The organism is Micromonospora fluostatini (assembly GCF_050410825.1).
GTDB lineage: Bacteria > Actinomycetota > Actinomycetes > Mycobacteriales > Micromonosporaceae > Micromonospora > Micromonospora rosaria.
This window is the reverse complement of sequence record NZ_CP191251.1, coordinates 1,543,282-1,568,361: the sequence shown is the minus strand read 5'-3', so window position 1 is coordinate 1,568,361 and position 25,080 is coordinate 1,543,282. Positions and strand designations below refer to the sequence as shown.

General features: G+C 72.4%; 17 protein-coding genes. 9 read left to right on the top strand and 8 right to left on the bottom strand.

Going from position 1 to position 25,080, the window contains the following annotated elements:
• Positions 1-89: 89 nt before the first annotated feature.
• The 8 genes from ACQUFX_RS06585 to araB form a co-directional block, all read right to left on the bottom strand.
• Positions 90-1,115, bottom strand: coding sequence for a LacI family DNA-binding transcriptional regulator (locus ACQUFX_RS06585; RefSeq protein ID WP_428965133.1), 1,026 nt, complete (start codon positions 1,113-1,115; stop codon positions 90-92).
• A gap of 131 nt (positions 1,116-1,246) precedes the next feature.
• Positions 1,247-2,752, bottom strand: a complete 1,506-nt coding sequence (gene araA / locus ACQUFX_RS06580; protein ID WP_428965132.1) for an L-arabinose isomerase — start codon at positions 2,750-2,752, stop codon at positions 1,247-1,249.
• 28 nt (positions 2,753-2,780) lie between these two features.
• Positions 2,781-3,773 (bottom strand): galactofuranose ABC transporter, permease protein YjfF, encoded by a 993-nt coding sequence (gene yjfF, locus ACQUFX_RS06575; protein WP_428965131.1) that lies wholly within the window; start codon positions 3,771-3,773, stop codon positions 2,781-2,783.
• On the bottom strand, positions 3,770-4,840 hold the full coding sequence (locus ACQUFX_RS06570; protein WP_428965130.1) for an ABC transporter permease: 1,071 nt from the start codon (positions 4,838-4,840) through the stop codon (positions 3,770-3,772). Before ACQUFX_RS06570 ends, yjfF begins: the two co-directional genes overlap by 4 nt.
• Entirely contained in the window at positions 4,837-6,378 is a 1,542-nt protein-coding gene (locus ACQUFX_RS06565) for a sugar ABC transporter ATP-binding protein (protein ID WP_428965129.1), read from the bottom strand. The genes ACQUFX_RS06570 and ACQUFX_RS06565 overlap by 4 nt, the downstream gene beginning before the upstream one ends.
• Positions 6,379-6,442: 64 nt before the next feature.
• On the bottom strand, positions 6,443-7,459 hold the full coding sequence (locus ACQUFX_RS06560; RefSeq protein WP_428965128.1) for an ABC transporter substrate-binding protein: 1,017 nt from the start codon (positions 7,457-7,459) through the stop codon (positions 6,443-6,445).
• 211 nt (positions 7,460-7,670) lie between these two features.
• Positions 7,671-8,360, bottom strand: coding sequence for an L-ribulose-5-phosphate 4-epimerase (locus ACQUFX_RS06555; protein ID WP_428965127.1), 690 nt, complete (start codon positions 8,358-8,360; stop codon positions 7,671-7,673).
• Positions 8,361-8,427: 67 nt separating this feature from the next.
• Positions 8,428-10,128 carry a ribulokinase gene (araB, locus tag ACQUFX_RS06550; protein ID WP_428965126.1) on the bottom strand — a complete coding sequence of 567 codons (1,701 nt, stop codon included), beginning with the start codon at positions 10,126-10,128 and terminating at the stop codon, positions 8,428-8,430.
• 472 nt (positions 10,129-10,600) lie between these two features.
• Here araB and ACQUFX_RS06545 point away from each other — a divergent pair, with 472 nt between their 5' ends.
• The 9 genes from ACQUFX_RS06545 to ACQUFX_RS06505 all read left to right on the top strand — a co-directional run bounded on the left by ACQUFX_RS06545 (position 10,601) and on the right by ACQUFX_RS06505 (position 25,047).
• Entirely contained in the window at positions 10,601-13,141 is a 2,541-nt protein-coding gene (locus ACQUFX_RS06545) for an alpha-L-arabinofuranosidase C-terminal domain-containing protein (protein WP_428965125.1), read from the top strand.
• A gap of 8 nt (positions 13,142-13,149) precedes the next feature.
• Positions 13,150-14,631 (top strand): family 43 glycosylhydrolase, encoded by a 1,482-nt coding sequence (locus ACQUFX_RS06540; protein WP_428965124.1) that lies wholly within the window; start codon positions 13,150-13,152, stop codon positions 14,629-14,631.
• Positions 14,632-14,959: 328 nt separating this feature from the next.
• On the top strand, positions 14,960-17,788 hold the full coding sequence (locus ACQUFX_RS06535; protein WP_428965123.1) for a M14 family zinc carboxypeptidase: 2,829 nt from the start codon (positions 14,960-14,962) through the stop codon (positions 17,786-17,788).
• 165 nt (positions 17,789-17,953) lie between these two features.
• Positions 17,954-18,331, top strand: coding sequence for a hypothetical protein (locus ACQUFX_RS06530; protein WP_428965122.1), 378 nt, complete (start codon positions 17,954-17,956; stop codon positions 18,329-18,331).
• Positions 18,328-20,847: a tetratricopeptide repeat protein gene (locus ACQUFX_RS06525; protein WP_428965121.1), complete on the top strand. Its 2,520-nt coding sequence runs from the start codon at positions 18,328-18,330 to the stop codon at positions 20,845-20,847. Before ACQUFX_RS06530 ends, ACQUFX_RS06525 begins: the two co-directional genes overlap by 4 nt.
• A 365-nt stretch (positions 20,848-21,212) precedes the next feature.
• A complete protein-coding gene (locus tag ACQUFX_RS06520) occupies positions 21,213-23,621 on the top strand; it encodes a sensor histidine kinase (protein WP_428966877.1) in 2,409 nt (802 codons plus the stop codon).
• The gene (locus tag ACQUFX_RS06515; protein ID WP_428965120.1) at positions 23,611-24,036 is read left to right on the top strand and encodes a roadblock/LC7 domain-containing protein; all 426 of its coding nucleotides are present in this window, start codon (positions 23,611-23,613) and stop codon (positions 24,034-24,036) included. The genes ACQUFX_RS06520 and ACQUFX_RS06515 overlap by 11 nt, the downstream gene beginning before the upstream one ends.
• A complete protein-coding gene (locus ACQUFX_RS06510) occupies positions 24,033-24,473 on the top strand; it encodes a DUF742 domain-containing protein (RefSeq protein WP_428965119.1) in 441 nt (146 codons plus the stop codon). The genes ACQUFX_RS06515 and ACQUFX_RS06510 overlap by 4 nt, the downstream gene beginning before the upstream one ends.
• Positions 24,457-25,047, top strand: a complete 591-nt coding sequence (locus tag ACQUFX_RS06505; RefSeq protein WP_428965118.1) for a GTP-binding protein — start codon at positions 24,457-24,459, stop codon at positions 25,045-25,047. Before ACQUFX_RS06510 ends, ACQUFX_RS06505 begins: the two co-directional genes overlap by 17 nt.
• The last annotated feature ends 33 nt before the right edge of the window (positions 25,048-25,080 follow it).

Below are 25,080 nucleotides of genomic sequence, written 5' to 3'. Positions count from 1 at the left end.
ACGCGCACGGTACGCGCGCAGGCCGGAAGCGACGGAAACGCGACGGCCGGCACCGCCCGCGCGGGCGGTGCCGGCCGTCGCGGGCCGGGTCAGCTCCGGCGGGCGCCGCTGCTGTCGCGGACCACGAGCACCGGCTCGACCTGCGCCGGCTCCGGACCGGTGGGCCCGGCGGCGCCGAGCAACGCCAGCAGGGCGGCCACGCACCGACGGCCGACCTCGTCGAAGTCCTGACGGACGGTGGTCAACGGGGGTGACAGGTACTCGGCCTCGGGGATGTCGTCGAAGCCGACCACGCTGACGTCCTCGGGCACCCGCACGCCGCGCTGGTGCAGCGCGCGCAGCAGGCCGAGCGCCTGGTGGTCGTTGGCGCAGAAGACCGCGGTCACGTCCGGCCGGTCGACCAGCGACTGCCCGATCTCGTACCCGGCGCGGGGGCTCCAGTCCCCCGGGACGACCGCGGGCACCCGCCGGCCGGCCTGCTCCAACGCCAGCCGCCAGCCGTCGACCCGGTCCCGGGCCTCCAGCCAGTCCCGGGGGCCGGCGACGTGCCACACCGTCTCGTGCCCGAGCGAGAGCAGGTGCTCCACCGCGAGGCGGGCGCCGGCCACCTGGTCGACCGAGACGCTGGGCAGCTCGCCGGTGCCCCCACCGGACTCGACCACCACCGCCGGCACCCCGGTCGGCAGGCCGTGCACGGCCAGGGCCGCGGTCATCATCGGGGCGATGATGACCACGCCGGCCACCGACTGCTCGGTGAGCGCGTCGATGGCGGACTTCATCCCGGCCCGGTCGAGCCGCTCCAGCGTGACGATGTTGATGCCGTACCCGGCGGCGCGGGCGGCCCGCTCGATACCGAGCAGGGTGGCGGCCGGGCCGTACAGGATGGTGTCGAAGCTGACCACGCCGATCACCCGGGAACGCCGCCCGGCCAGCCCCCGGGCCAGCGCGTTGGGCCGGTAGTTGAGCTGGTGCACCGCGCGCAGCACCCGTTCCCGGGTCTCCGGTCGGACACTCGGGTGGTTGTTGAGCACCCGCGACACCGTCTGGTGCGAGACCCCGGCGAGCCGTGCGACGTCGCTCATCACCGCGGCCCGTACGGCCGGCTGCTGCCCCATGCCTCATCCCCCTCGCCGCCATCGTAGCCCGTGGTGATCAACATCGACGGGTGCCGAGGCCCGCCACGCCGCCGGTCCGCCCGGCGGGCCCGACCCGGCGGTCGGGCCCGGCGGGGCCACCGTGGTCCCGGTCAGAATCCCCGGGCCAACCGGTAGTAGGCCTGGTTCCAGCGCAGCTCCTGGGCGAACCGGCGGGGGGTGGTGCCGGCGTCGATGACCACCAGTTCGGTGGCGACCATCTCGGCCAGGTCGTGCAGCTCCTCCACCCCGACCGCCTGGGACAGCACGGTGTGGTGCGGCGCCCCCGCGGTCAGCCAGGCCTCCGCCGACGTGGCCAGGGACGGCCGGGGCCGCCACACCGCCCGGGCCACCGGCAGCTTCGGCAGCGGCTGCGGCGGCTCCACCACGTCGATCTCGTTGGCGACCAGCCGGAACCGCTCCCCCATGTCGGCCAGGCCGGCCACCACGGCCGGGCCGGGCCGGGCGTCGAACACCAGCCGCACCGGGTCCTCCCGGCCGCCGATGCCCAGCGGGTGGATCTCCACGGTCGGCGTGCCGGCGGCGATGCTGGGGCAGACCTCCAGCATGTGCGCGCCGAGGATCACCTCCTGGCCGGGCGTGAGGTCGTAGGTGTAGTCCTCCATGAACGAGGTCCCGCCGGTGGCGCCGACCGACATCGCCTTGAGCGTGCGGACCAGCACGGAGGTCTTCCAGTCGCCCTCGCCGCCGAAGCCGTACCCGTCGGCCATCAGCCGCTGCACCGCGATGCCCGGGAGCTGCCGCAGCCCGCCGAGGTCCTCGAAGTTGGTGGTGAAGGCGCGGAACCCACCGGTGGTGAGGAACTCCCGCAGCCCCGCCTCGATCCGGGCGGCGTAGCGCAGCGCGTCGTGCCGCTCCCCACCGGGGCGCAGCCCGGCGACCAGCCGGTAGCTGTCGTCGTACTCCTTGACCAGTTCGTCGACGCGCGCGTCCGGCACCTCGTCCACGACCGCCACCAGGTCGTTCACGCCGTAGGTGTTGACCGATACGCCGAAGCGCAGCTCCGCCTCGACCTTGTCCCCCTCGGTGACCGCCACGTCGCGCATGTTGTCGCCGAAGCGGGCCAGCCGCAGCGAGCGCAGCTCCGCGTGCCCGACCGCCGCCCGCACCCACGCCCCGATCCGGGCGCCCACCTCGGGGTTGCTGACGTGCCCGGCGACCGTCTTGCGGGCCACCCCGAGACGGGTCTGCACGAACCCGAACTCCCGGTCGCCGTGGGCGGCCTGGTTGAGGTTCATGAAGTCCATGTCGATGTCGGCCCAGGGCAGCTCGACGTTGGCCTGGGTGTGCAGGTGCAGCAACGGGGTCCGCAGTGAGTCCAGACCCGAGATCCACATCTTCGCGGGCGAGAAGGTGTGCATCCAGGCGATCACCCCGACCGCGCCCTGCACCGCGGCGTCCCGGCAGACGGCCAGGATCTCGGTGCTGGAGGTGAGAACCGGCTTCCACACCACCCGGGCGGGGATCGCGGGGTCGGCGTCGAGCTGCGCGGCGATCTGCCGCGACTGCTCGGCCACCTGGCGCAGGGTCTCCGGGCCGTACAGGCCCTGGCTCCCGGTGAGGAACCAGACCTGCGCGGCCGGTGATGAGCTCGTCATGGGGTTGCCTTCCGATGGACGGGTGGGATCACTTCTTGCGGATGCCGACGAGGCGTTGGAGCAGGATGAACGCGAACAGCAGGCCACCGATCACGATCTTGGTCCACCACGAGTTGAGCGTGCCGTCGAAGGTGATCAGGGTCTGGATCACGCCGAGGACCAGCACCCCCAGGACGGTGCCGAACACGTAGCCGGAGCCGCCGGTGAGCAGGGTGCCACCGATGACCACCGCCGCGATCACGTCCAACTCCATGCCCACGGCGATCAGCGGCGCCCCGGAGAGGGTGTAGAAGGAGAGCATGATGCCGCCGATCGCCGAGCAGAGCCCGCTGATGGTGTAGACGGCGATCTTGGTACGGGCCACCGGCAGCCCCATCAGCAGCGCCGACTGGGGGTTGCCGCCGATGGCGTACACGTTGCGGCCCAGCCGGGTGTACGCCAGCACGAAGGCCGCGAGCAGCACCACCGCCACGGCGATCAGGACGCTGATGCTGACGAAGCTCTCCCCGATCCGGATACGCTCCTGGGCCATCGTGGTCCAGAACCCGTCGGTGATCGGGATCGAGGACGCGCTGATCCAGGTGCACATGCCCCGGGCGAAGAACATCCCGGCCAGGGTGACGATGAACGGCTGGATGTCGAAGAAGTGGATCACACAGCCCATCGCGAACCCGAGGGTCGGGCCGATCAGCAGCGCGATCAGCAGCACCAGGGCGGGTGGCAGCCCGGAGCGCAGCAGCGAGGCCGAGACCATCGCGGTCATCGCCACCACCGAGCCGACCGACAGGTCGATCCCGCCGGTGAGGATCACGAAGGTCATGCCGACCGCGACCACGAGCAGGAAGCCGTTGTCGATGAAGATGTTGAAGACGACCTGGACGTTGGAGAAGGCGCGGTACTGCGAGACGCCGATGCCGTACATGACCAGCAGCAGGGCGAGGGTGGCCAGCACCGGCACGTGCCGCGGGGGCACCCGCCACCACGCCCGGTCGACGCGTGCGGCCAGTGGTGTGGTGGTCATGCCGGGACCTGCTCCTTCTGCTGCTCGGCGGGCGTCGTCGGGGGGGTCGGGGGCGCGGTGCGCCGCCGCAGCCGGGCCCGGAAGGCCGGGGCCTGGATGAGGCAGACCACGATCACCACCACGGCCTTGAACAGCAGGGCCGTCTGCGGGTCGATGCTCATCGCGTAGACCGAGGTGGTGAGGGTCTGGATGAGCAGCGCGCCGACGATGGTGCCGCCGAGGTAGAACCGGCCGCCGGCCAGGGAGGTGCCGCCGATGACCACGGCGAGGATGGCGTCCAGCTCCACCCAGAGTCCGGCGGCGTTGCCGTCGGCGCTGGAGACGTTGGCGGTCATCATGAACCCGGCGACGCCGGCGCAGGCCGCGCTGACCACGTAGACCAGGAGCTTGATCCGCCGGGCACGGACCCCGGCGAGCCGACTGGCCTCGGCGTTGCCGCCGACCGCCTCGATGATCATGCCCAGCGCGGTCCGTCGGGTCAGCACCGCCACCAGCAGCGTCACGGCGAGGGCGACGATGATCGCGAACGGCAGGCCGACCAGGTGCCCGACCCCGATCGTCCGGTACGGGTCGCTGTTGACGGTGATGATCTGCCCCTGGGTGACGAGCTGGGCCAGGCCCCGCCCGGCGACCATCAGGATCAGCGTGGCGATGATCGGTTGGATGCCGATCACCGCGACCAGCGTCCCGTTCCAGACCCCCAGCAGCAGGGCGACCCCGAACGCGAGGGCCAGCGCGGTGACGACCCCGCCGAGACTGTTCTGGTCGGGCTGCTTGCTGATGTACAGGCAGGCCACCGCGCCGCTGACGGCCACCACCGAGCCCACCGAGAGGTCGATGCCGCCGGTGGCGATGACCAGCGACATGCCCAGCGCCACCAGGATCAGCGGCGCGCTGAGCCGGAGGATGTCGATCAGGCTGCCGTACAGGTGCCCGTTCTTCAGCTCGACGGAGAGGAAACTGGGTCGGTAGACGGTGTTCGCGGCGATCAGCAGCACCAGCACCACGAGCGGCCAGAACAGCCGGTGCCCGGTGACCGCCGGCAGCCGGCTCCGCAGGGTGCTCATGCCGGTGCTCCTTCCTCGTGGCCGCCGCTGGCGATGGCGCTCATGACCCGGTCGGCGTCGAGGGTGTCGTCGTTGGTGAGCTGGGTGACCATCTGCCGGTCACGCATCACCGCGACCCGGTGGCTGAGTCGCAGCACCTCCTCCAGCTCGGCGGAGATGAACAGCACGGCCATCCCGCCGTCGGCGAGCTTCACCACCAGCCGCTGGATCTCGGTCTTGGCGCCGATGTCGATGCCCCGGGTCGGCTCGTCGAGGATCAGCAGCCGGGGCTCGGTGATCAGCCAGCGGGCCAGCAGCACCTTCTGCTGGTTGCCGCCGGAGAGGTTGCGCACCGGCAGGTCCGGGTTGGCCGGCCGGATGCTCAGCGCCTCGATCCAGCGCTGGACCAGCTCGTCCTGCCGGCGCCGGGGCACCGGGCGCAGCCAGCCCCGGGCCGCCTGCATGGCCAGGATGATGTTCTCCCGCACCGTCAGCTCGCCGACCAGTCCCTCGGTACGACGGTTCTCCGAGCAGAAGGCGATGTTGCGGTCGATCGCGGCCACCGGGTTGCGGATCGCGGTCGGCGTACCGTCCACGGTGAGCTGCCCCTGATCGGCGCGGTCGGCGCCGAAGAACAGCCGGGCCACCTCGGTCCGGCCGGAGCCGAGCAGGCCGGCCAGGCCGACCACCTCGCCCTGGTGGATGGTGAGGCTGAACGGCGCCACCGAGCCGGTACGGCCCAGCCCGTCGGCCGTCACCAGTGGCGGGCCCGCGGCGACCGCCTCCGGGTCGTTGCCGGCGTCGGCGTCGATGCTCTCCAGCGCGTCGAGTTCCTTGCCGATCATCTTCTCGACCAGGGCGAGCTGTGGCAGCTCGGCGGTGGGCCACTCGCCGACCAGGCGGCCGTTGCGCAGCACGGTGATCCGGTCGGCGATGCCGTACACCTGGTCGAGGAAGTGGGTGACGAAGAGGATCGCGATGCCGTCGTCGCGCAACTGACGCATGATCCGCAGGAGCTGCGCGACCTCGTCGGCGTCCAGGCTGGAGGTGGGTTCGTCGAGGATCAGCACCCGGGCCCGCACGTCGACCGCGCGGGCGATGGCCACCATCTGCTGCACCGCGAGGGAGTAGCTGCCGAGCAGCTCCGTCACGTCGATGTGCAGGTCGATGCGGGCCAGCAGCTCGGCCGCCCGCCGGCGCATCGCGCGCCAGTCCACCACGCCGAGGCGGCGCGGCTCGCGGCCGATGAAGATGTTCTCCGCCACGGAGAGGTTGGGCAGGAGGTTGACCTCCTGGTAGACGGTGCTCACCCCGGCCGCGGTGGCCTGCATCGGGCCGGTGAAGGAGACCCGGGCGCCGTCGAGGGTGACGGTGCCGGCGTCGGTGCCGTACACACCGGTCAGCACCTTGATCAAGGTGGACTTGCCGGCGCCGTTCTCGCCCATCAGGGCGTGCACCTCACCGGGGAAGAGCCGGAAGTCGACGCCGTCGAGGGCGCGTACTCCGGGGAAGATCTTGCTGATCGCGGTCATCGTCAGGACCGGATGCCTCTGCGACATCCCACCAGCCCTTTCCTTCGCAGCGCCGGGGCCGCCGCGCGGGGTGCGCGGCGGCCCCGGTCGGTCAGTACTTCCGGGTGGGCAGGGCGGCCTTCGCCTGCTCAGACGTGAACGTGGTCTCCTCGGTCTCGACACGGGTCGGCACGGACTCGCCGGCGTGCACCTTCTTCACCAGGTCCATGAGCTGCGGGCCGAGCAGCGGGCTGCACTCCGCGATGAAGTTGAACTTCCCGTCGGCGAGGGCCTGCATGCCGTCCTTGACCGCGTCGATGGTGATGATGGTGATGTCCTTGCCCGGCACCTTGCCGGCCGCGGTGATCGCCTCCAGCGCGCCGAGGCCCATGTCGTCGTTGTGCGCGAAGAGCACGTCGATCTTCGGGTTGGCCTTGAGGAACTGCTCCATGACCTGCTTGCCGCCGGCCCGGGTGAAGTCACCGCTCTGCGAGGCGACGATCTTCAGGTTGGGGTTGGCGGCGATCGCCTCGGCGAAGCCCTTCTTGCGGTCGTTGGCCGGCGCCGAGCCGGTGGTGCCCTGCAACTCGACGATGTTCACCGGACCGGTGGCGGCCTTCTTCTCCTCCACCAGCCACTCGCCGGAGAGCCGGCCCTCCTTGACGAAGTCCGAGCCGATGAAGGTCTTGTAGAGGCTCGTGTCGGCCGAGTCGACCGCCCGGTCGGTGAGGATCACCGGGATGTCGGCGTCCTTGGCCTCCTTGAGCACGGTGTCCCAGCCCGACTCCACCACCGGCGAGAAGGCGATCACGTCCACCTTCTGCTGGATGAAGTTGCGGATCGCCTTGATCTGGTTCTCCTGCTTCTGCTGGGCGTCGTCGAACTTCAGCTCGATGCCGGCCTCCGCCGCGGCCTCCTTGACCGAGGTGGTGTTCGCGGTCCGCCAGCCGCTCTCCGCGCCGACCTGCGAGAAACCGAGGACGATCTTGCCGTTTCCGCTGCCGTCGCCGCTGTCGCCGCCGTCGCCGCCGGTGTCGCTGTTGGCGCAGCCGACCAGGCCACCCGCCAGCAGACCGGCGGCCAGGAGGGTGCCGAGCCCGCGCCGGGTGAACGTACCGGTCTTCAACATCTGTTGGCTCCTTGAGGGGTGAGGTGGGGGTGTGAGCTCCCGGCCCGCCGCCGGGGGGCGACGGGCAGGGGTGGACCGCCGACGGTGGTGTGTGGCCGCCGACCGACCGGGGTGGACCGCCGGCGGTGGTGGTGCCGCCGACCGACTGGGTGGGCCGCCGGCGGTGGAGTGGGCCGCCGACCGGCCGGGGGTACGCGCGGGGCGGGCGCCCTCAGGCCGTGCCGACCGGGGCGCCGGACTGCCCGTACACGTTCTGGTAGCGGTCGTAGAGGGAGTCGACGTGCTCGGCGGCGATCGGCACCGGCCGGCCGAGCGTGCGGGCGAGGTACATGGTGCGGGCGACGTCCTCGCACATCACCGCCGCCTTGACCGCCGCCCGGGCGTCCCGGCCGATGGTGAAGACGCCGTGGTTGCGCATCAGCACCGCCGGGGAGCGGTGCCCGGAGAGGGTGGCGACGATGCCCTTGCCGATGTCGTCCCCGCCGATCAGCGCGAACGGCCCGACCGGGATCTCGCCGCCGAACTCGTCGGCCTGGGCGGTGAGATGGCAGGGGATGGCCTCGCCGCAGGCGGCCCAGGCGGTGGCGTACCCGCTGTGGGTGTGCACCACCCCGCCGACCTCCGGCATCGCCCGGTAGACGTAGGCGTGCGCGGCGGTGTCGCTCGACGGCGACAGGTCGCCGTCGACCACGACCCCGTCCAGGTCGCAGACGACCATGGTGGCGGGGCTCAGGTCGTCGTAGGAGACCCCGCTGGGCTTGATCACCAGCAGGTCATGCCCCGGCACCCGGGCCGAGACGTTGCCGGCGGTCCAGGCCACCAGGTTGTACCGGACCAGCTCGCCGTGCAGGGTGGCGACCTGCTCGCGCAGCCGCGCCACCGCGGCGTCCCGCACGCTCATGCCGTCACCTCGCCACGCTCGGCGCCGACCCGGCCGGCCGCGCCGGTGACCCGCTCGGTGCGCTCGCTCATGCCACCACCTCCAGGGGGGTCGCGGCCGGACCGGCCACGTCGGGGTCCGCCGCCGTGCGGGCGGCGTTGCGGATGGCGCGCAGGCGCAGCAGCAGGTCGTCCGCGCCCCGGCCGAAGTGGTCGTGCAGCCGCCGGTACTCGGCGTACAGCGCGTCGTAGGCGCGGGCCCGCTCGGGGTCCGGCCGGTAGACGTCCCGGTCGACCCGGCCCATCGTGGCCGAGGCGGCCGGCACGTCGGGGTACGCGCCGGCGGCGACCGCCGCGTGGATCGCCGAGCCCAGCGCCGGCCCCTGGGCCGAGCCGATGATCCCCAGCGGACGCCGGGTCACGTCGGCGTAGATCTGCATCAGCAGCGTGTTGCCGGTCAGTCCACCCGCGACGATCAACTCGTCGACCGGCACCCCGGCCTCGGCGAACGCCTCGATGATCATCCGGGTGCCGTACGCGGTGCACTCCAGCAGCGCCCGGTAGACGTCCGGCGGCCGGGTGGCCAGGGTCAGCCCGACGAGCACGCCGCTCAGGTCGTGGTTGACCAGCAGCGACCGGTTGCCGTTCCACCAGTCCAAGGCGACCAGGCCGTGCGCGCCGACCGGCTGGGCGGCGGCGGCCTCGGTCAGCGCCTCGTGCGAGGCGTACCCGGCGGGGGCGGCGTGCTGCACGTACCAGGCGAAGATGTCGCCGACGCCGCTCTGGCCGGCCTCGTAGCCCCAGTGACCGGCGCTGATCCCGCCGTCGACCACGCCGCACATGCCGGCCACCTCGGCCAGCTCGGTGCCGTTGACCACGTGGCAGGTGGAGGTGCCCATGATGGCGACCAGGCGGCCCGGGTCGAGGGCCTGTGCGGCGGCGGCGGTGACGTGGGCGTCGACGTTGCCGACCGCGACGGCGGTGCCCTCGGGCAGGCCGGTCCAGGCGGCGGCCTGCGCGGTCAGCCCGCCGGCCCGGTCGCCGAGCTGCGCCAGCGGCCCCTCGAGCTTGGTGACGAAGTCGGCGAAGCCGGGGTTCAGCGCGGCCAGGTACTCCGCCGAGGGGTACCGGCCGTCCTGGTGGATGCCCTTGTAGCCGGCGGTGCAGACGTTGCGGGTCTCGGTGCCGCAGAGCTGCCAGACGATCCAGTCGGCCGCCTCGATCCAGCGCTGCGCGCGGGCGTAGACCTCCGGGTCCTCCTCCAGGAGCTGGAGGCCCTTGGCGTACTGCCACTCGGCGGAGATCTTGCCGCCGTAGCGGCCGATCCACGGCTCGCCCCGGGAGTGGGCCAGGGCGTTGATCCGGTCCGCCTGGGGCTGGGCGGCGTGGTGCTTCCACAGTTTCACCCAGGCGTGCGGGCGGTGACGCAGGTCGGGCAGCTCGCAGAGCGGGGTGCCGTCGGCGAGGGTGGGCAGCACCGTGCAGGCGGTGAAGTCGATGCCGATGCCGACCACCCGTGCCGGGTCGACCCCGCTGGCGGCCAGCGCGGCCGGGACCGCCTGGCGCAGCACGTCGCGGTAGTCGTCCGGGTCCTGCAGGGCCCAGTCGGCCGGCAACGCCCGCCCGTCTGCCGCGGTGAGCTCCGCGTCCATCACCCCGTGCCGGTACGGGTGCACCGCCGTGCCCAGCTCGGCGCCGTCGCCGACCCGTACCACCAGTGCCCGACCGGACAACGTTCCGAAGTCGACGCCGATGACGTACCGGTCGCCGGGCTCCGCCGTAACGCTCATGTGAACCTCCGCTGACGCGCTGGGGCATAGTGTTAGCGCTCACATGACGACCCGTCAAGCCATCGACGGAAACATTGTCGAAACCGCGATCCGGGACCGCCCCCGCGAGCGGGCCGCACCTCGTCGCGAACCCGGTCGACGACCGGCACACCCGCACTGATCTGCCGATCCTTCGGCCACCCCACCCCAGCAGCCACGGAGAGTGATGGCAGCGGCACCGGCATCCGGACCCGACCGGAGGCAGCTTAGCCCGACCGGCCCGGTGCCGACAGATCGGCGTTCGATGATGTTACCGGCACGCTTCACGGCGGCCCCTCCGGCCACCCACCTATTGACTGTCGGCGATGCGCTCGCAATACTCCCAGTCTGTTAGCGCTCACATCGGCGAGCGCCCTGAGCAGGGCACCGGGCCGCCCCACCCGCCGGCCCGGGTGCCGCGCCGCCCCCCGTCCCGCCCGACCTGGAGGCACCGATGCGCCGACGACGTCCACTGCTCGGACTGCTGGTCACCGTGCTGGTGGCCAGCACCGCCGGCCCGGCGGCCCCGAGCCGGGCCGACCCTGCGGGCCCCGCGCCGGAGTACACCATCACCGCCGATCCGACCACCCAGGGCGTCCCGATCCGCGACACCATGTACGGCGTCTTCTTCGAGGACATCAACTACGCCGCCGACGGCGGCCTCTACGCCGAACTGGTGCGCAACCGTTCCTTCGAGTTCCTGCCCGTGGACAACCAGTCCTTCACCGGGATGACGGCCTGGACCCCGACCACGGAGGACGGTGGGGCCGGCACCGCGACCCCCGTCGACGACGGCCACCGGCTGCACGACCGCAACCGCACCCACCTGCGGCTCACCCTGGGCAACCCCGACGCCGGCCGGTTCGGGGTGACCAACTCCGGCTTCAACCGGGGCATCGCCGTCGAGGCCGGCAGGCGGTACGACTTCTCGGTCTGGGCCCGTACCGACGCGGCGGCCGGCACCCGGCTGACCGTCGCGCTGCGCGACACCGACGGCCGCAACCTGGCCGTGGCCACCCGGGTCGCCGTGCGCGGCGACACCTGGACGAAGTACACCGCCACCCTGACCGCGCACCGCACCTCCGACGCCGGGCGGCTGTCGGTGCTGGCCGCCGGCACCGGCACGGTCCGGCTGGACATGGTCTCGCTCTTCCCCCGGGACACCTTCCGCGCCCGACCCAACGGCATGCGCCGGGACCTCGCCGAGAAGGTCGCCGCGCTCAAGCCGGGCTTCGTGCGCTTCCCCGGCGGCTGCCTGGTCAACACCGGCAGCATGTACGGCTACGACGCCGCCTCGAACTGGCCGCGGGCCCGCTCCTACCAGTGGAAGGACACCGTCGGCCCGGTCGAGACCCGCGCCACCAACGCCAACTTCTGGGGCTACAACCAGTCCTACGGCCTGGGCTACTACGAGTACTTCCAGTTCGCCGAGGACATCGGCGCGATGCCGCTGCCGGTGGTGCCGGCCCTGGTCACCGGTTGCGGCCAGAACCGCGCCACGGTCGACGAGGCGCTGCTGCGACGGCACATCCAGGACACCCTCGACCTGATCGAGTTCGCCACCGGACCGGTCACCTCCACCTGGGGCGGACTGCGGGCCAGCATGGGGCACCCGGAGCCGTTCCGCCTCACCCACGTCGCGGTCGGCAACGAGGAGAACCTGCCCGACGAGTTCTTCGCCAACTTCCAGCGGTTCCGCGCCGCGATCGAGGCGGCACACCCCGAGATCGTGGTGGTCAGCAACTCCGGGCCGGCCTCCTCGGGCGGTACCTTCGACCGGCTCTGGCAGCTCAACCGGGACGCCGGCGTCGAGCTGGTCGACGAGCACTACTACAACTCCCCGGCCTGGTTCCTGCAGAACAACACCCGCTACGACAGCTACGACCGCGCCGGCCCGAAGGTCTTCCTCGGCGAGTACGCCTCCCGCGACGCCAAGCTGTTCAACTCGCTGGCCGAGGCGGCGTTCATGACCGGGCTGGAGCGCAACGCCGACGTGGTCGAGATGGCCTCGTACGCGCCGCTGCTGGCCAACGTCGACCACGTCCAGTGGCGACCGGACCTGATCTGGTTCGACAACGACGAGTCCTGGGGCACCACCAGCTACCAGGTGCAGAAGCTGTTCATGACCAACGTCGGCGACCGGACCGTGCCGACCCTGGCCACCGGTCCGACGCTCGGGCCGCAGGACATCACCGGCTCGATCGGCCTGTCCACCTGGGCCACCTCGGCCACCTACAGCGACGTGAGGGTGACCGCCCCGGACGGCACCGTCCTGTTCCGCGACGACTTCTCCGCCGGGGCGGGCCAGTGGACGCCGCTGGCCCACCGGGGCACCTGGTCGGTCTCCGGCGGCGGGTACACGCAGAGCGACACCGCCGCACTGGACACCCTGGTCAAGGCGGGCAACATCACCACCGGTGACTACGACCTGTCGCTGAAGGCCAAGAAGAACGCGGGCGCCGAGGGATTCCTCATCGGTTTCGGGGTCAAGGACGCCGGCACCTACTACTGGTGGAACCTCGGTGGCTGGAACAACACCCTGGGCGCGGTGGAGAAGGCCACCAACGGGGCCAAGGAGACGCTGATCTCCAGGGCCAACCAGGTCACCACCGGCACCACGTACGACATCACGGTCAAGGTCCGGGGCAACCGGGTGACCCTGCTGCTCGACGGCGAGGTGTGGGGCGAGTTCACCGACGACCGGGTCACCCGCCCGTTCGCCCACGTCGTCACCACCGACGAGGCCACCGGGGACGTGATCGTCAAGGTGGTCAACGCCCAGGAGAAGGCCGCCGTCACCCGGATCGACCTCGGCGACCTGGCCGTCGAGCCGACCGCCCGGATGACCGTGATCAGCGGCGACCCCGGGGAGCAGAACACCCGCTCGGCCGAGCCGGTCCAGCCGGTGACCACGTCGCTCGACGGCGTCACGTCGAGTTTCACGCACACCTTCGAGCCGTACTCCGTGACCTTCATCCGCATCGGGACCAGGTGAGGAGAGCCATGACGTACGACGTGAGCCGACGGATGCTGCTGCGCGGCGGGCTGGGCGTCGCGGCGACCGGGCTGGTCGCCGGCTTCCCCGCCGGGGCCGCCGCCGCGCCGGGGGCGGCACCCACGGCCCCCGCCCCGACCGACGCCGACGTCTCCGGCGTCCCGACCCTCGACCCGCTCGTCACGCAGCGGGCCGACCCGTTCGTCACCCACCCGGTGGACGGCACCTACTACTTCACCGGCTCGGTGCCGGAGTACGACCGGCTCGTGGTGCGCGGCGCCCCCACCATCGCCGGCCTGGCCACGGCGACCGAGACCGTCGTCTGGCGGCGACCGGCCAGCGGCCGGTTGGGCGGGCACATCTGGGCGCCGGAGCTGCACCGCATCGGCGGCAGGTGGTACATCTACTTCGCCGCCGGTGACTCCGACGACGTGTTCCGGATCCGGATGTACGTGCTGGAGTCCGCGCTGGCCGACCCCCGCGACCCGGCGGGCTGGCAGTTGCGGGGACAGATCCGCACCGAGTGGGACAGCTTCGCCCTCGACGCCACCACCTTCGCCCACCGGGGCCACCGGTACCTGGTGTGGGCGCAGAGCGAGCCCGAGATCGCGGTGAACTCCAGCCTCTACATCGCACAGCTCGCGAACCCGTGGACGCTGGCCACCAAGCCGGTGCGCATCGCCACCCCCACCCGCTCCTGGGAGGTGCAGGGGTTCGCGGTCAACGAGGGCGCGGCGGTGCTGGTCCGCAACGGCCGGGTCTTCCTGACCTTCTCCGCCAGCGCCACCGACTCCCGGTACTGCATGGGGTTGCTCACCGCCGACGCCGACGCGGACCTGCTGGACCACCGGTCCTGGGTGAAGCGGCCCGAGCCGGTCTTCGTCAGCAACGAGCAGACCAGGCGGTGGGGCCCCGGGCACAACTCGTTCACCGTGGCCGAGGACGGGGTCACCGACGTGCTGGTGTACCACGCCCGCGACTACCGCGACATCACCGGCGACCCGCTGTACGACCCGAACCGGCACGCCCGGGTGCAGAAGCTCTACTGGGACGCCGACGGCACCCCGCTGTTCGGGATCCCGGTCGGCGCGGGCGGCCCGATCGTGCGGCTCTCCCCCGCCGACGCCAGCCGGTACACCTTCGTCCGGCACGTCGGGTCCACCGTCGTGGTGGACACCGACTCCCGGGCACTGGCCGACACCCAGTTCCGCATCGGCGCCGGCCTGGCCGGGGCGGACACGGTGTCGGTCCAGTCGGTCGACCAGCCCGGCTGGTACCTGCGCGTCGTCGACGGCGCCGTCCGACTCGACCCGGCACGCGACGACGCCGGGTTCGCCGGCCAGGCGAGCTTCCACCGGGTACCCCGGGCGAACGGGCGGGTCTCGCTGCGCCTCGCCGGGGTCTCCTCGGCCTTCCTCCGGCACGAGGACGGACGGCTCACCGTCGGCCCGGCCGTCCCCGCCCACCAGAGCACCTTCCGCCTGACCTGACCCACCCCGCTCCCCGCCCCCGCCCCTCGCCCCCGCCCCGGCGATCTTGCAGTTGCCGCCCCGGCACATGCCGCATGAGGCCCTTTCCAGGGGCCGGAACTGCAAGATCGCGGGGAGGGTGCGGTGAGGGGCGGGGGCGGGCGTGCGGGGTGGGGGTGGCGGTGGGGCCGTCCGGGTGGGCCGGGGTGGCCGATCGATGGCGGTGCGGGGCACCGTGCGGTTGCCGGCTCCCGGCTGGTGGCACAGAACCACGAACCGCGCCTTCCCTTGCGAAATCGCAGCTCATACGCTCGGTGTCGTCTCGATCAATATCCCGGAAGGGAACCAGATGCGACAAACCATGTCACCGTCGCGCGCGACGGGCGTGCGCCGGTTGGCGGGTGCCGCCACGGTCATCCTGCTGGCGAGCACCATGCCCGTCCTGGTCGGCACCTCGGCGAGCGCCACCACCAGCACGTCGAACTGCAGCACCGACCCGACCGCCCGGCTGGCCTCGGTACCGAGCCCGGAGGAGTTCCTCGGCTTCCCGCTCGGCGCCGGCCAGGAGCGCCCGGTCACCAACGAGGAGGTCAACAACTACCTCGCCGCGGTGGACGGGGCCTCCAAGCGGGTCCGTACCGGGGTCATGACGACCAGCGTGCTCGGGCAGCCGCTGCCGTACGCCATCGTCTCGACCGAGACGAACGTCCGGCCGGCGAACCTGCGCGCGCTCGCCGAGGACATCACGGCGCTGCGCGACCCCCGGACGACGACGGCGCAGCGGGCCAAGGAGATCGCCGCCGACGCCCCGGCGATCGTCTGGGTGACCGCGAACGTCCACGGTGGCGAGAAGAGCGGCACCGACGCGGCCCTCAAGACCCTGTACGAGCTGGCCGCCGGCCTCTCCTGCGAGGTGGCCGAGCGCAACGAGAACCTGGTCACCATCGTCGTGCCGACGCAGAACCCGGACGGCCGCGACGCCAACCGCCGGCAGAACGAGTACGGCTTCGACATGAACCGGGACTGGTTCGCCCGGACCCAGCAGGAGACCGACGGCAAGCTGGAGCTGATGCGGCGCTACCCGCCGCAGGTCTTCATCGACGCCCACGAGATGGGCGGCCGGCAGTACTTCTTCCCGCCGAACGCCGACCCGATCCACCACGAGATCTCCGGTCAGGTGGTCGACTGGATCAACCGGATCGGTGACGCCAACAAGGCCGGGTTCGGTTACAACGGCGCCTGCGGCGCGGGCGTCACCACCGAGTGCTACTTCAACTACTCGACCTACGACCTCTTCTTCATGGGGTACGGCGACACCGTGCCGGCCGCCGGCTTCGGCGCCGCCGGGATGACCCTGGAGAAGGGCAGCGCCTCGGCCCTGCCCGACCGGGTGCAGCAGCAGTTCAACGTCATGTGGTCGACGCTGGGCTGGTCCGCCGCCCACCGGGAGGAGGTGCTGACCGGCTACTTCCAGCAGTGGCGGGACGCCCTCGCGCAGGGCCGGGCCGGCACCCTGGAGCCGAACGAGGTGCTCCAGCCGGGCAACTCGGTGCAGTTCCCGGTGCCGGCGCAGGAGATCCGGTCGTACTTCCTGCTGCCCGACCGGCAGCTCGCCGACGTACGGCAGCTCGTCGAGCGGCTGCGCCGGATGGACGTCGAGGTGTACCAGGTCAGGAAGCCGCTGCGGCTGCCCACCGCCAGGATCTTCGGCGGGCGCAGCGCGACCAACCTGACCGTGCCGGAGGGTTCCTACTGGATCCCGATGAACCAGCCGCAGAAGCACTGGATCCAGTCCGTGATGGGCGAGGACCCGCACGTGCCGTTCCCGTACTTCTACGACGTGTCGTCCTGGAGCAACCCGCTGCTGATGGGCGTCAACGCCGTCTACACCGCATCGGACGTCCGGCCCAACGCCGAGCTGATCGAGAAGATCGTCGACACCGGGGGCGGCAAGATCCTCGCCGCGCCGCCGAACAAGGGCTCGTACAGCTTCGAGCTGGACTCCGCCGCCGCGGCCGAGTACGCCTTCAGCCTGCTGGGCCAGGGCGTCGAACTCCGCCGTGACCTGGACACCGGCAGCGTCAGCTTCCCGGCCGTTTACCTGACCCGGGAGCTGAACAGGTCGGCCAAGGAGTTCGGGGTGACGTTGACCCCGTACACCACCGGCGCGGTCGGCACCCCGATCGGGCTGCCGGACGTCGGGCTGTTCCAGGGCACCGGCATCACCACCACCTCCGGCTCGCACGGCGAGGCCCGGTACGTGCTGGGCAAGCGGTGGGGGCTGGACCTGACCCCGGTCACCACCGCCGACATCAACGACAACACGGCCGCCTTCACCGGGCGGACCGTGCTGCTCGTTCCGGACGGCAGCAACGCCACCGGTGGTCTCACCGCCGCCGGCCAGGCCAACCTGCGCGCCTGGGTCGCCTCGGGCAGGACGTACATCGGCCTGCGCAACCAGGGCACCCGGATGGCGCGGGCGGCCGGGCTCACCTCGACCACCGAGAAGCCCAAGCCGACCGGGTACACGGTGGTCGGCTCGCACCTGCGCGTCGACGTGGCCGACAGCCCGGTCTCGCTGGGCCGCCCGGCCGAGGACTTCGAGTTCAACAACAACGACTCGATCCTCAATCCGAGCACCACCGGCACGAACGTGCTCACCTACCCGACCGGTGACACGTTCTGGGCCAACGGCTACACCGTCAACGCCGACGCGCTCAAGGGCACGGTGGCGCTGGTGGACGAGCCGACCGGGTCCGGTCGCGCGGTGCTGTTCGCGTTCAACCCGCTGTTCCGGGCGTACAACGAGAACGGCCTGCACCTGGTGGCCAACGCCCTGCTCTACCCGGGCAGCGGCGCGCCGGCGGCCCGGGTGGCTCCGCGGACCGCCCCGACCGTCGACCCGGCCCGCGCCGCCGCGGCGGCGGCCCCGGTCGCCGACGACCAGGGTGGCGAGTGGCGGCCGATCACCATCGAGGTCGCGGCCGGCGACCTCGGGCGTACCCAGGCGGTGGTGGAGACGTTCACCGCCACCGCCACGGTCGCCCAGGCCGACGGTTCGGCGTACCTGACGATCCCGAACCCGCAGGGCCTCCAGGCCGACGAGCACCCGTTCCTGGGTGACCTGGTCCGCACCCTGAAGGCCGGCGGCATCCCGCTGCGGTCCGTGGTGGGCTGACCTGCGCCGGGGGTGGGTCCGGCGTGCCGGACCCACCCCCCGGTCCCGTTCCCCGACCACGACGCCCGTGGACAGTCGGCACCGGGGCGGACGTGTCAGCCGGTCGTCGTACCCTGTGAGCGTCATCGGTCAGTGACTCCGACGTCGACAAGGGGTGACACGCGTATGCCGCACCGCAGCCCGCGATGGATCTGGGCTGGCCGCCTCGTCTGCGCGGCCGTCGTCCTCGCGCTGGTGGGCTACCTGACCTCCGTCGAGTTGGCCAGGGCCAACATGGTCGCCGGCTGTGTCAGCGTGATCGTCGCCCTGGCCGCGCTGATGGCCCCGTACCTGCTGCCGACACGGCCCCGGGAAACCCCGACCGCGACCGGGCCCGACCAGGCCGAGGAGACCGGTGCCGCCACCGCGACCGGTGGAGGCCGGGCCAACACCGGCGTACGGGCCGGTGGCAGCGGTCGACCGGCCCGTGCGTACCGGACCGGGGCGGCCACCGCGCACGGCCCCGGCTCGACCGCCAACTCCGGGGTGACCAGCCGGCAGTGACCGTCTCCCAGCCCCCGGAGTCGGCGCGGCCCGGCGGGAACTCGGCCACCCACACCGGCCCCGCCACCGCCAGCCACGGCGCGTTCGCCAACAGCGGGACCATCCAGGGTGGTTTCCACCAGCACCTGCCGCCCGCGCCACCACCGTCCTGGCCGCTGCGGGTGGGCACGGTGCCACCGCTGGCGTCGGCGTTCCAGCCCCGGACCGGGTTGCGGGACCGGATCGAGGCGGCCCGGCACCTCGGTGCCGATGTCGTCCTCACGCAGCAGCACACCGCGCATCTGCTGGCCGGGATCGGTGGCGTGGGCAAGTCGCAGCTCGCCGCCGCGATCGCCCACGACGCGCTCGCCGACCGCACCACGGACCTGGTCCTGTGGGTCGACGCCGGCACCCCCGACCAGCTCGTCACCAGCTACGCCACCGCCGCCGTCCGCGTCCAGGCCCCCGGGGCGGTGGGTGCCGACCCGGCCACCGCAGCCCGGTGCTTCCTGGACTGGCTGCACACCACCGACCGGTCCTGGCTGATCGTGCTGGACGACGTCACCGACCCCGCCCGGCTGAGCGGCTGGTGGCCGCCCCGCCACCGGAAGGGCTGGACGCTGGCCACCACCCGCCTCCGGGATGTCACCCTGACCAGTGCCGGCCGCCGTGCCATCCCCGTCGACACCTACACGCCACCGGAGGCGACGGCGTACCTGACCCAACGACTCACCGAAGCCGGCTACGCCCACCGGCTCGATCCGACCGGCGAACTCGCCGACGCGCTGGGGTACCTGCCGCTGGCGCTGTCCCACGCCGCCGCGTACCTCGTGCAACAGAACGAGACCTGCACCACCTACCTGGACCGCTACCGCGACGGCGAGCGGCGGCTGGCCGACCTCATGCCCGCCGACATCGACCCGGACGAGTACGGCCGACCGGTGGCGGTCACCCTGCTGCTGGCGCTGGACGCCGCCGACGCCGCCGCCCCGCCGGGGCTGGCTCGCCCGGCCCTCGCCCTGGCCGCCCTGCTCGACCCCGCCGGGCATCCCGACAGCATCTGGACCAGCAGCGCCGTCACCCGGTATCTCGCCGGGAGTCGCCCCGACGGGAGCGCCGATCAGGACGTGACGGCCGAACACGCGCGCAGGGCGATGCGGCTCCTGCACCGCTTCGGCCTGGTCGAGGAGACCTCCCCCGGGCCGCGAGCGGTCCGGATCCACGCGTTGACCGCCCGGGCCGTGCGGGACACCCTCGACGACCTGACCACGGTGGCGCACGCCGCCGCCGACGCGCTGATGGAGATCTGGCCCGCCATCGACCATGCCGTGCACGGCCTGCCCGAAGCGCTGCGCGCCAACACGGCCGTCCTGTCCTCCCACACCGGCGACGCGCTGTGGCATCCCGAGGCACACATGGTGCTCTACCAGGCCGGCCGGAGCCTCCTGAACGCCGGCCTGCACGCCACCGCCGCCGCCTACTGGCGCACCACGGCGGACACCGCCATCCGTATCCTCGGCCACCGTCATCCGCACACGCTGACGGCCCGCGCCAACCTCGCCAACGCCTACCGGCAGGCAGGCCGCACCCGCGAGGCCATCGACCTGCACGAACAGGTCCTCGCCGACGACGTCGTCATCCACGGCGACCGCCACCCCGGCACCCTGACGGCCCGCGCCAACCTCGCCAACGCCTACCGGCAGGCAGGCCGCATCCACGAGGCCGTCGACCTCCTCGACCAGGTCCTCGCCGATCGCGTCGACATCCTCGGCGAGCGGCACCCCGACACGCTGATGGTCCGCGTCAACCTCGCCGGCGCCTACCGGGAGGCGGGCCGCACCCGTGACGCCATCGACCTGTTCGAACGGGTCCGCACCGACAGCGGCCACGTCCTCGGCGACCGGCACCCCGACACCCTGATGGCCCGCGCCAACCTCGCCAACGCCTACCGGGAGGCGGGCCGCACCTACGAGGCCATCCGCCTGTACGAACGGGTCCTCACCGACAGCAGCCACATCCTCGGCGACCGCCACCCCAACACCCTGACCGCCCGCGCCAACCTCGCCCTCTGCCACGCGCAGGCAGGCCGCATCCACGAGGCCATCGACCTGATCGAACGGAGCATCCTCACCGACTGCGTCGAGATCCTCGGCGACCGGCACCCCGACACGCTGAGTGCCCGCGGCAACCTCGCCCACTGCTACTGGCGGGCGGGCCGTGTTCGCGAGGCCATCGACCTGGAGGAACAGGTCCTCGCCGATCGCGTCGACATCCTCGGCGAGCGGCACCCCGACACGCTGATGGCCCGCGCCAACCTCGCCGGCTCCTACCAGCAGGCGGGCCGCAGCCGCGAGGCCATCGACCTGTACCGACGGGCCCTCACCGACAGCGTCGACATCCTCGGCGAGTTCCACCCCCACACCCTGACCATCCGCGCCGACCTCGCCTTCTGCTACCGGCAGGCGGGTCGCATCCGCGAGGCCGTCGACACCGTCCACCAGGTGCTCACCGGCGGCACCGACAACCTCGGCGGGTGACACCGGATCGCCGCAGCCGCGCGGGACCGGAGGGCGGCCGGTCGGTGACCGCGCACCGGGCGTACCCCGGTGCGGTCCGCCCGGTCGCGGTCCGTAGTGGACCGAGCGGGCACAGTCTCCGAGAGGAGATGTGGTTTCCGGAACTCTTCCGGCAGACGTCCCCGTCCCCGATGCCCATCCGGTGACGAACGTCGACCAGACGGACAAGATCCGCCGGAAGGGTTGCGGAGCAGCGGAAATGCCGCAAGATTACGTTTGATCAACTCGCGGGCACCGATCGGTCGGGCCCACCCGTGCCCTCGGTGTTGGGAGACTGCGTGTCCACACAGAAGTCCGGTCTCCGTACGGCACTCGGGCTCCCGACGATCACCGGCGACGGGGGCGGCACGATCCGCAGCCGGCTGGTCGGCATCATCGCCCTGCCCTCGGTGGCCGTCCTGCTGCTGCTCGGCTACGTCACGTACATCGAGCTCGCCGACTACCGGGCGGCGACCACGGCCAGCCGGTCGGTGACCATCGCGCTCGCCGTGCAGGAGCTGACCCAGGAGTTGCAGACCGAGCGGGGCGTCACCGCCGCCCTGCTCGGCGGCAACGACAACTTCCGCGCCGAGCTCGCGCCGACCCGGCACCGGGTCGACGAGCGGCGGGAGTCGGTGGAGCGCGTCGTGACCGGCGGCGGTACGGTGGCCGACCGGGTCGGCGCGGCGCTGCGCGAACTCGACGGCCTGCCCGTGGTCCGGGCCGGCACCGACGACGGCAGCGCCGGACGGGCGGCGACGTTCGCCTTCTTCACCGAGCGCATCGCCACCCTCGACCGGATCGACTTCGGACTCGGCACGGTCACCGACCCCGAGCTGCGCTCCCACGTGGCCACTCTCGACGCGGTGAACAGGATCAAGGAGAGCACCGCCCAGAAGCGGGCCTTCCTCAACGGCGTCTTCTCCGCCGGTGGTTTCGCCCGGGGCGAGTTCCTCCAGTTCGCCGAGATGCGGGCGAGCCGCAACGCCGCCCTGGCGGACTTCGCCGACACCGCCACCCCCGGGGAGCGGGCGGCCAACGACTACGTCCTGGACACCGGCGCCGCCCGGGTCGCCGACCACTTCGAGCAGATCGCGCTGAACAGCGCCGACGGCCGCCGGATGCAGGTCAACCCGCAGTCGTGGTGGTCGTCCCTGACCACCGTCCTCGACGGCATGCGCCAGATGCAGCAGCACGTCGGCTCCGAGATCGAGGCGCGGGCCGAGGAGCGGCGAAACGAGTCCGCCCGACGCATCGTCGTGACCACCATCGTGGTGCTCCTGTTCCTGGCCGGCGCCATCGCCCTGCTCGTCATCGCCTCCCGGTCGATCACCCGTCCCCTGGCGGTGCTGGCCGACGAGGCGAACCGCCTGGCCACCGACCGGCTGCCCGCCGCCGTCCGCGAGGTCCAGACCGGCACGGAGGAGCAGACGCCCGATCCTCCCGACCCGATCCAGGTGCCACCCCGGTCCACGTCGGAGGTCCGGTCGGTGGCCGGCGCCCTCAACCAGGTGCAGTCGGTGGCCTTCCACCTCGCCGCCGAGCAGGCGATGCTCCGCCGCAGCACCACCGACTCGCTGGCGAACCTGGGCCGCCGCAACCAGAACCTGCTGCGCCGCCAGCTCGGGTTCATCACCAAGCTGGAGCGGGAGGAGACCGACCCGGCGGGGCTGGCGAACCTCTTCGAGCTGGACCACCTGGCCACCCGCATGCGGCGGAACGCGGAGAGCCTGCTGGTCCTGGTGGGGGCCGGCGGTCCCCGCCAGTGGGTGACGCCGCTGCCGATCGGCGACGTGATCCGGGCCGCCATCTCCGAGGTCGAGGAGTACCGGCGGGTCCAGTTGCGCCGCATCGACGAGACCTTCGTGGTCGGCGCGCACGTCAGCGCGGTGGCGCACATGCTCGCCGAGCTGATCGAGAACGGCCTGACCTTCTCACCGCCCGACTCCGACGTGGAGATCCAGGGTCGCCGCAGCGCCGAGGGGTACCTGATCGCCATCACCGACCAGGGCATCGGCATGTCCGCCGAGGATCTCGCCCGGGCCAACGCCCGGCTGGCCGGTGAGGTCGACTTCGTGTCGGCCCCGACCCGGTACCTCGGGCATCACGTGGTCGGGCAGCTCGCCCGCGACCTGGAGATCGAGGTCCAGCTCGCGCCGTCACCGGTCACCGGCGTGACCGCCCGGGTCCTGCTGCCGAACAGCGTCCTGACCTCGTCGGCCACCCAGGAACCGGGCACGGCCGCCATCGGTGCCGCGCAGCCGGCCACCATCGCCGCCACGCCGACCCGGGCCACGGCACCGGCCGGGCCCCCGGCGTCGGCCCGGCCGCCGCGCGCGATCGGCAGCCATCCGGCGCCGGTGTCCGGGCAGGTCAGCGCCGGCGGTCCGCCGGTGCCGGCCCGGCTGCTCGCCACCGGGACGCCGACGGCCCCGCACCCGGTGGTGACCTCCTCCACCGCCGCCGGTACCACGGCGGTCTCCCCCGCCCCGGCCACCCCGGCCGTCACCGCGAACGGCCTCCGCAAGCGCCTGCCCCGCGAGCGACGGCCGCAGCCGGGCGGGCAGGAGCCGCCGGCCGCCCCGTCCACACCGGAGCAGCGCCCGGCCCCGATCGAGGGCTCCCCGTCGGAGGTCCGCAACCGGCTGACCGCGTTGCGGGCCGGGGTACGCCGCGGTCAGGACGCAACGTCGACACCGACGACCGGAGCCGGCGACGACGCCGCGACCGAGCCTTGGAGGACACGTGACGGTTGATACGCACGCCGACCCACACCAACTCAACTGGCTGCTGGCGAACTTCGTCCGGCAGACCGACGGGGTACGCGACGCCGTCGCCGTCTCCTCCGACGGCCTGTTGATAGCCACCTCGGCGGGGCTCGACCGGGGCGCCGGCGACCAGTTGGCGGCGATCGTGTCCAGCATGGCGAGCCTGGCCCGCACCGCGTCGCGCAAGTACGACTTCGACGGGCTCAAGCTCATCATGATCGAGATGCGGCGGGGCTTCCTGCTGGTGTCGGCGATCAGTGACGGCAGTTGCCTCGGGGTGCTCGCCGACGGCGGGTGCGACCTGGGGCTGGTCGGGTACGAGATATCCCTGCTCGCCGAGCGGTTCGGCGGGATGCTGACCCCGGCCCTGATCTCCGAGTCGAGACGGATGCTGCCCCAGTGACCGACCCTGGCCCCCGCCTGCCCGACCCACGGATGATCCCGCACTGGACACCCGCGCCCCCGCCCCCCGAGCCGGCCGTCGAGCAGCGGCCCCCGGAGGCCGTCGAGCTGCCCGAGGACCACGCGGTGGTCCGCCCGTTCCTGCTCACCGGTGGGCGTACCCGGCCGGTCCAGGACGGGCTGCGGGTCGAGACGATCCTGTCCGCCCGCCCGGCGGCGCTGTCGGCGCCCCTGCGGTTCGAGGCCCGCCGCATCGTCGAGCTGTGCCAGCGGCCCACCTCGGTGGCCGACGTGGCGGTCGCGTTGCAGGTGCCGCTCGGGGTGACCCGGGTGCTGGTGGCCGACCTGCTGACCGATGGTTACCTGCGACGTGAGGAACAGGGCGAGCTCTCCGTCGCCATGATCGAGAGGATCCGGGACCGTGTACGCGCCCTCTAGCCCCGTCACCGCGCCGACCGCTGTGAAGATCGTCATCAGCGGTGGTTTCGGGGTCGGCAAGACGACCTTCGTCGGCGCGATCTCGGAGATCGAGCCGCTGGTCACCGAGGCCGACCTGACCGAGGTCTCGGTGGGTGTCGACGACACCACCGGGGTGGCGGCCAAGACCACCACCACGGTCGCCCTGGACTTCGGCCGGATCAGCCTCGACGAGACGCTGCTGATGTACCTGTTCGGTACGCCCGGCCAGGACCGGTTCGCCTTCCTCTGGGACGACCTGGTCGACGGCGCGCTGGGGGCCGTCGTCCTCGTCGACACCCGCCGGATCGAGGACTGCTTCCCCGCCATCGACTACTTCGAGGACCACCGGATCCCGTTCCTGCTGGCGGTCAACAACTTCGCCGCGGCCCGGCGGTTCGACCTGGCGGAGGTCCGGGAGGCGCTCGGCGTGGACGACGGCGTGATCGTCGTCGACTGCGACGCGCGCAACCGGGAGTCGGTCAAGCAGGTACTGGTCGCGCTCACCGAGGTGGTGCTGATCCAGCGCCTCGCCCGGGCCGGGCACGCCCGGTGACCGGGGCCCCGGGCACCGGGGGACGGCCCCACC

Excerpts from the sequence above, each read along its gene's own strand:
- ACQUFX_RS06585 (WP_428965133.1), bottom strand. The coding sequence starts at position 1,115 with ATGGGGCAGCAGCCGGCCGTACGGGCCGCGGTGATGAGCGACGTCGCA.
- araA (WP_428965132.1), bottom strand. The coding sequence starts at position 2,752 with ATGACGAGCTCATCACCGGCCGCGCAGGTCTGGTTCCTCACCGGGAGC.
- ACQUFX_RS06570 (WP_428965130.1), bottom strand. The coding sequence starts at position 4,840 with ATGAGCACCCTGCGGAGCCGGCTGCCGGCGGTCACCGGGCACCGGCTG.
- ACQUFX_RS06530 (WP_428965122.1), top strand. The coding sequence starts at position 17,954 with ATGCCGCACCGCAGCCCGCGATGGATCTGGGCTGGCCGCCTCGTCTGC.
- ACQUFX_RS06555 (WP_428965127.1), bottom strand. The coding sequence starts at position 8,360 with ATGAGCGTGCGGGACGCCGCGGTGGCGCGGCTGCGCGAGCAGGTCGCC.
- ACQUFX_RS06565 (WP_428965129.1), bottom strand. The coding sequence starts at position 6,378 with ATGTCGCAGAGGCATCCGGTCCTGACGATGACCGCGATCAGCAAGATC.
- ACQUFX_RS06535 (WP_428965123.1), top strand. The coding sequence starts at position 14,960 with ATGCGACAAACCATGTCACCGTCGCGCGCGACGGGCGTGCGCCGGTTG.
- yjfF (WP_428965131.1), bottom strand. The coding sequence starts at position 3,773 with ATGACCACCACACCACTGGCCGCACGCGTCGACCGGGCGTGGTGGCGG.
- ACQUFX_RS06560 (WP_428965128.1), bottom strand. The coding sequence starts at position 7,459 with ATGTTGAAGACCGGTACGTTCACCCGGCGCGGGCTCGGCACCCTCCTG.
- ACQUFX_RS06545 (WP_428965125.1), top strand. The coding sequence starts at position 10,601 with ATGCGCCGACGACGTCCACTGCTCGGACTGCTGGTCACCGTGCTGGTG.
- ACQUFX_RS06540 (WP_428965124.1), top strand. The coding sequence starts at position 13,150 with ATGACGTACGACGTGAGCCGACGGATGCTGCTGCGCGGCGGGCTGGGC.
- araB (WP_428965126.1), bottom strand. The coding sequence starts at position 10,128 with ATGAGCGTTACGGCGGAGCCCGGCGACCGGTACGTCATCGGCGTCGAC.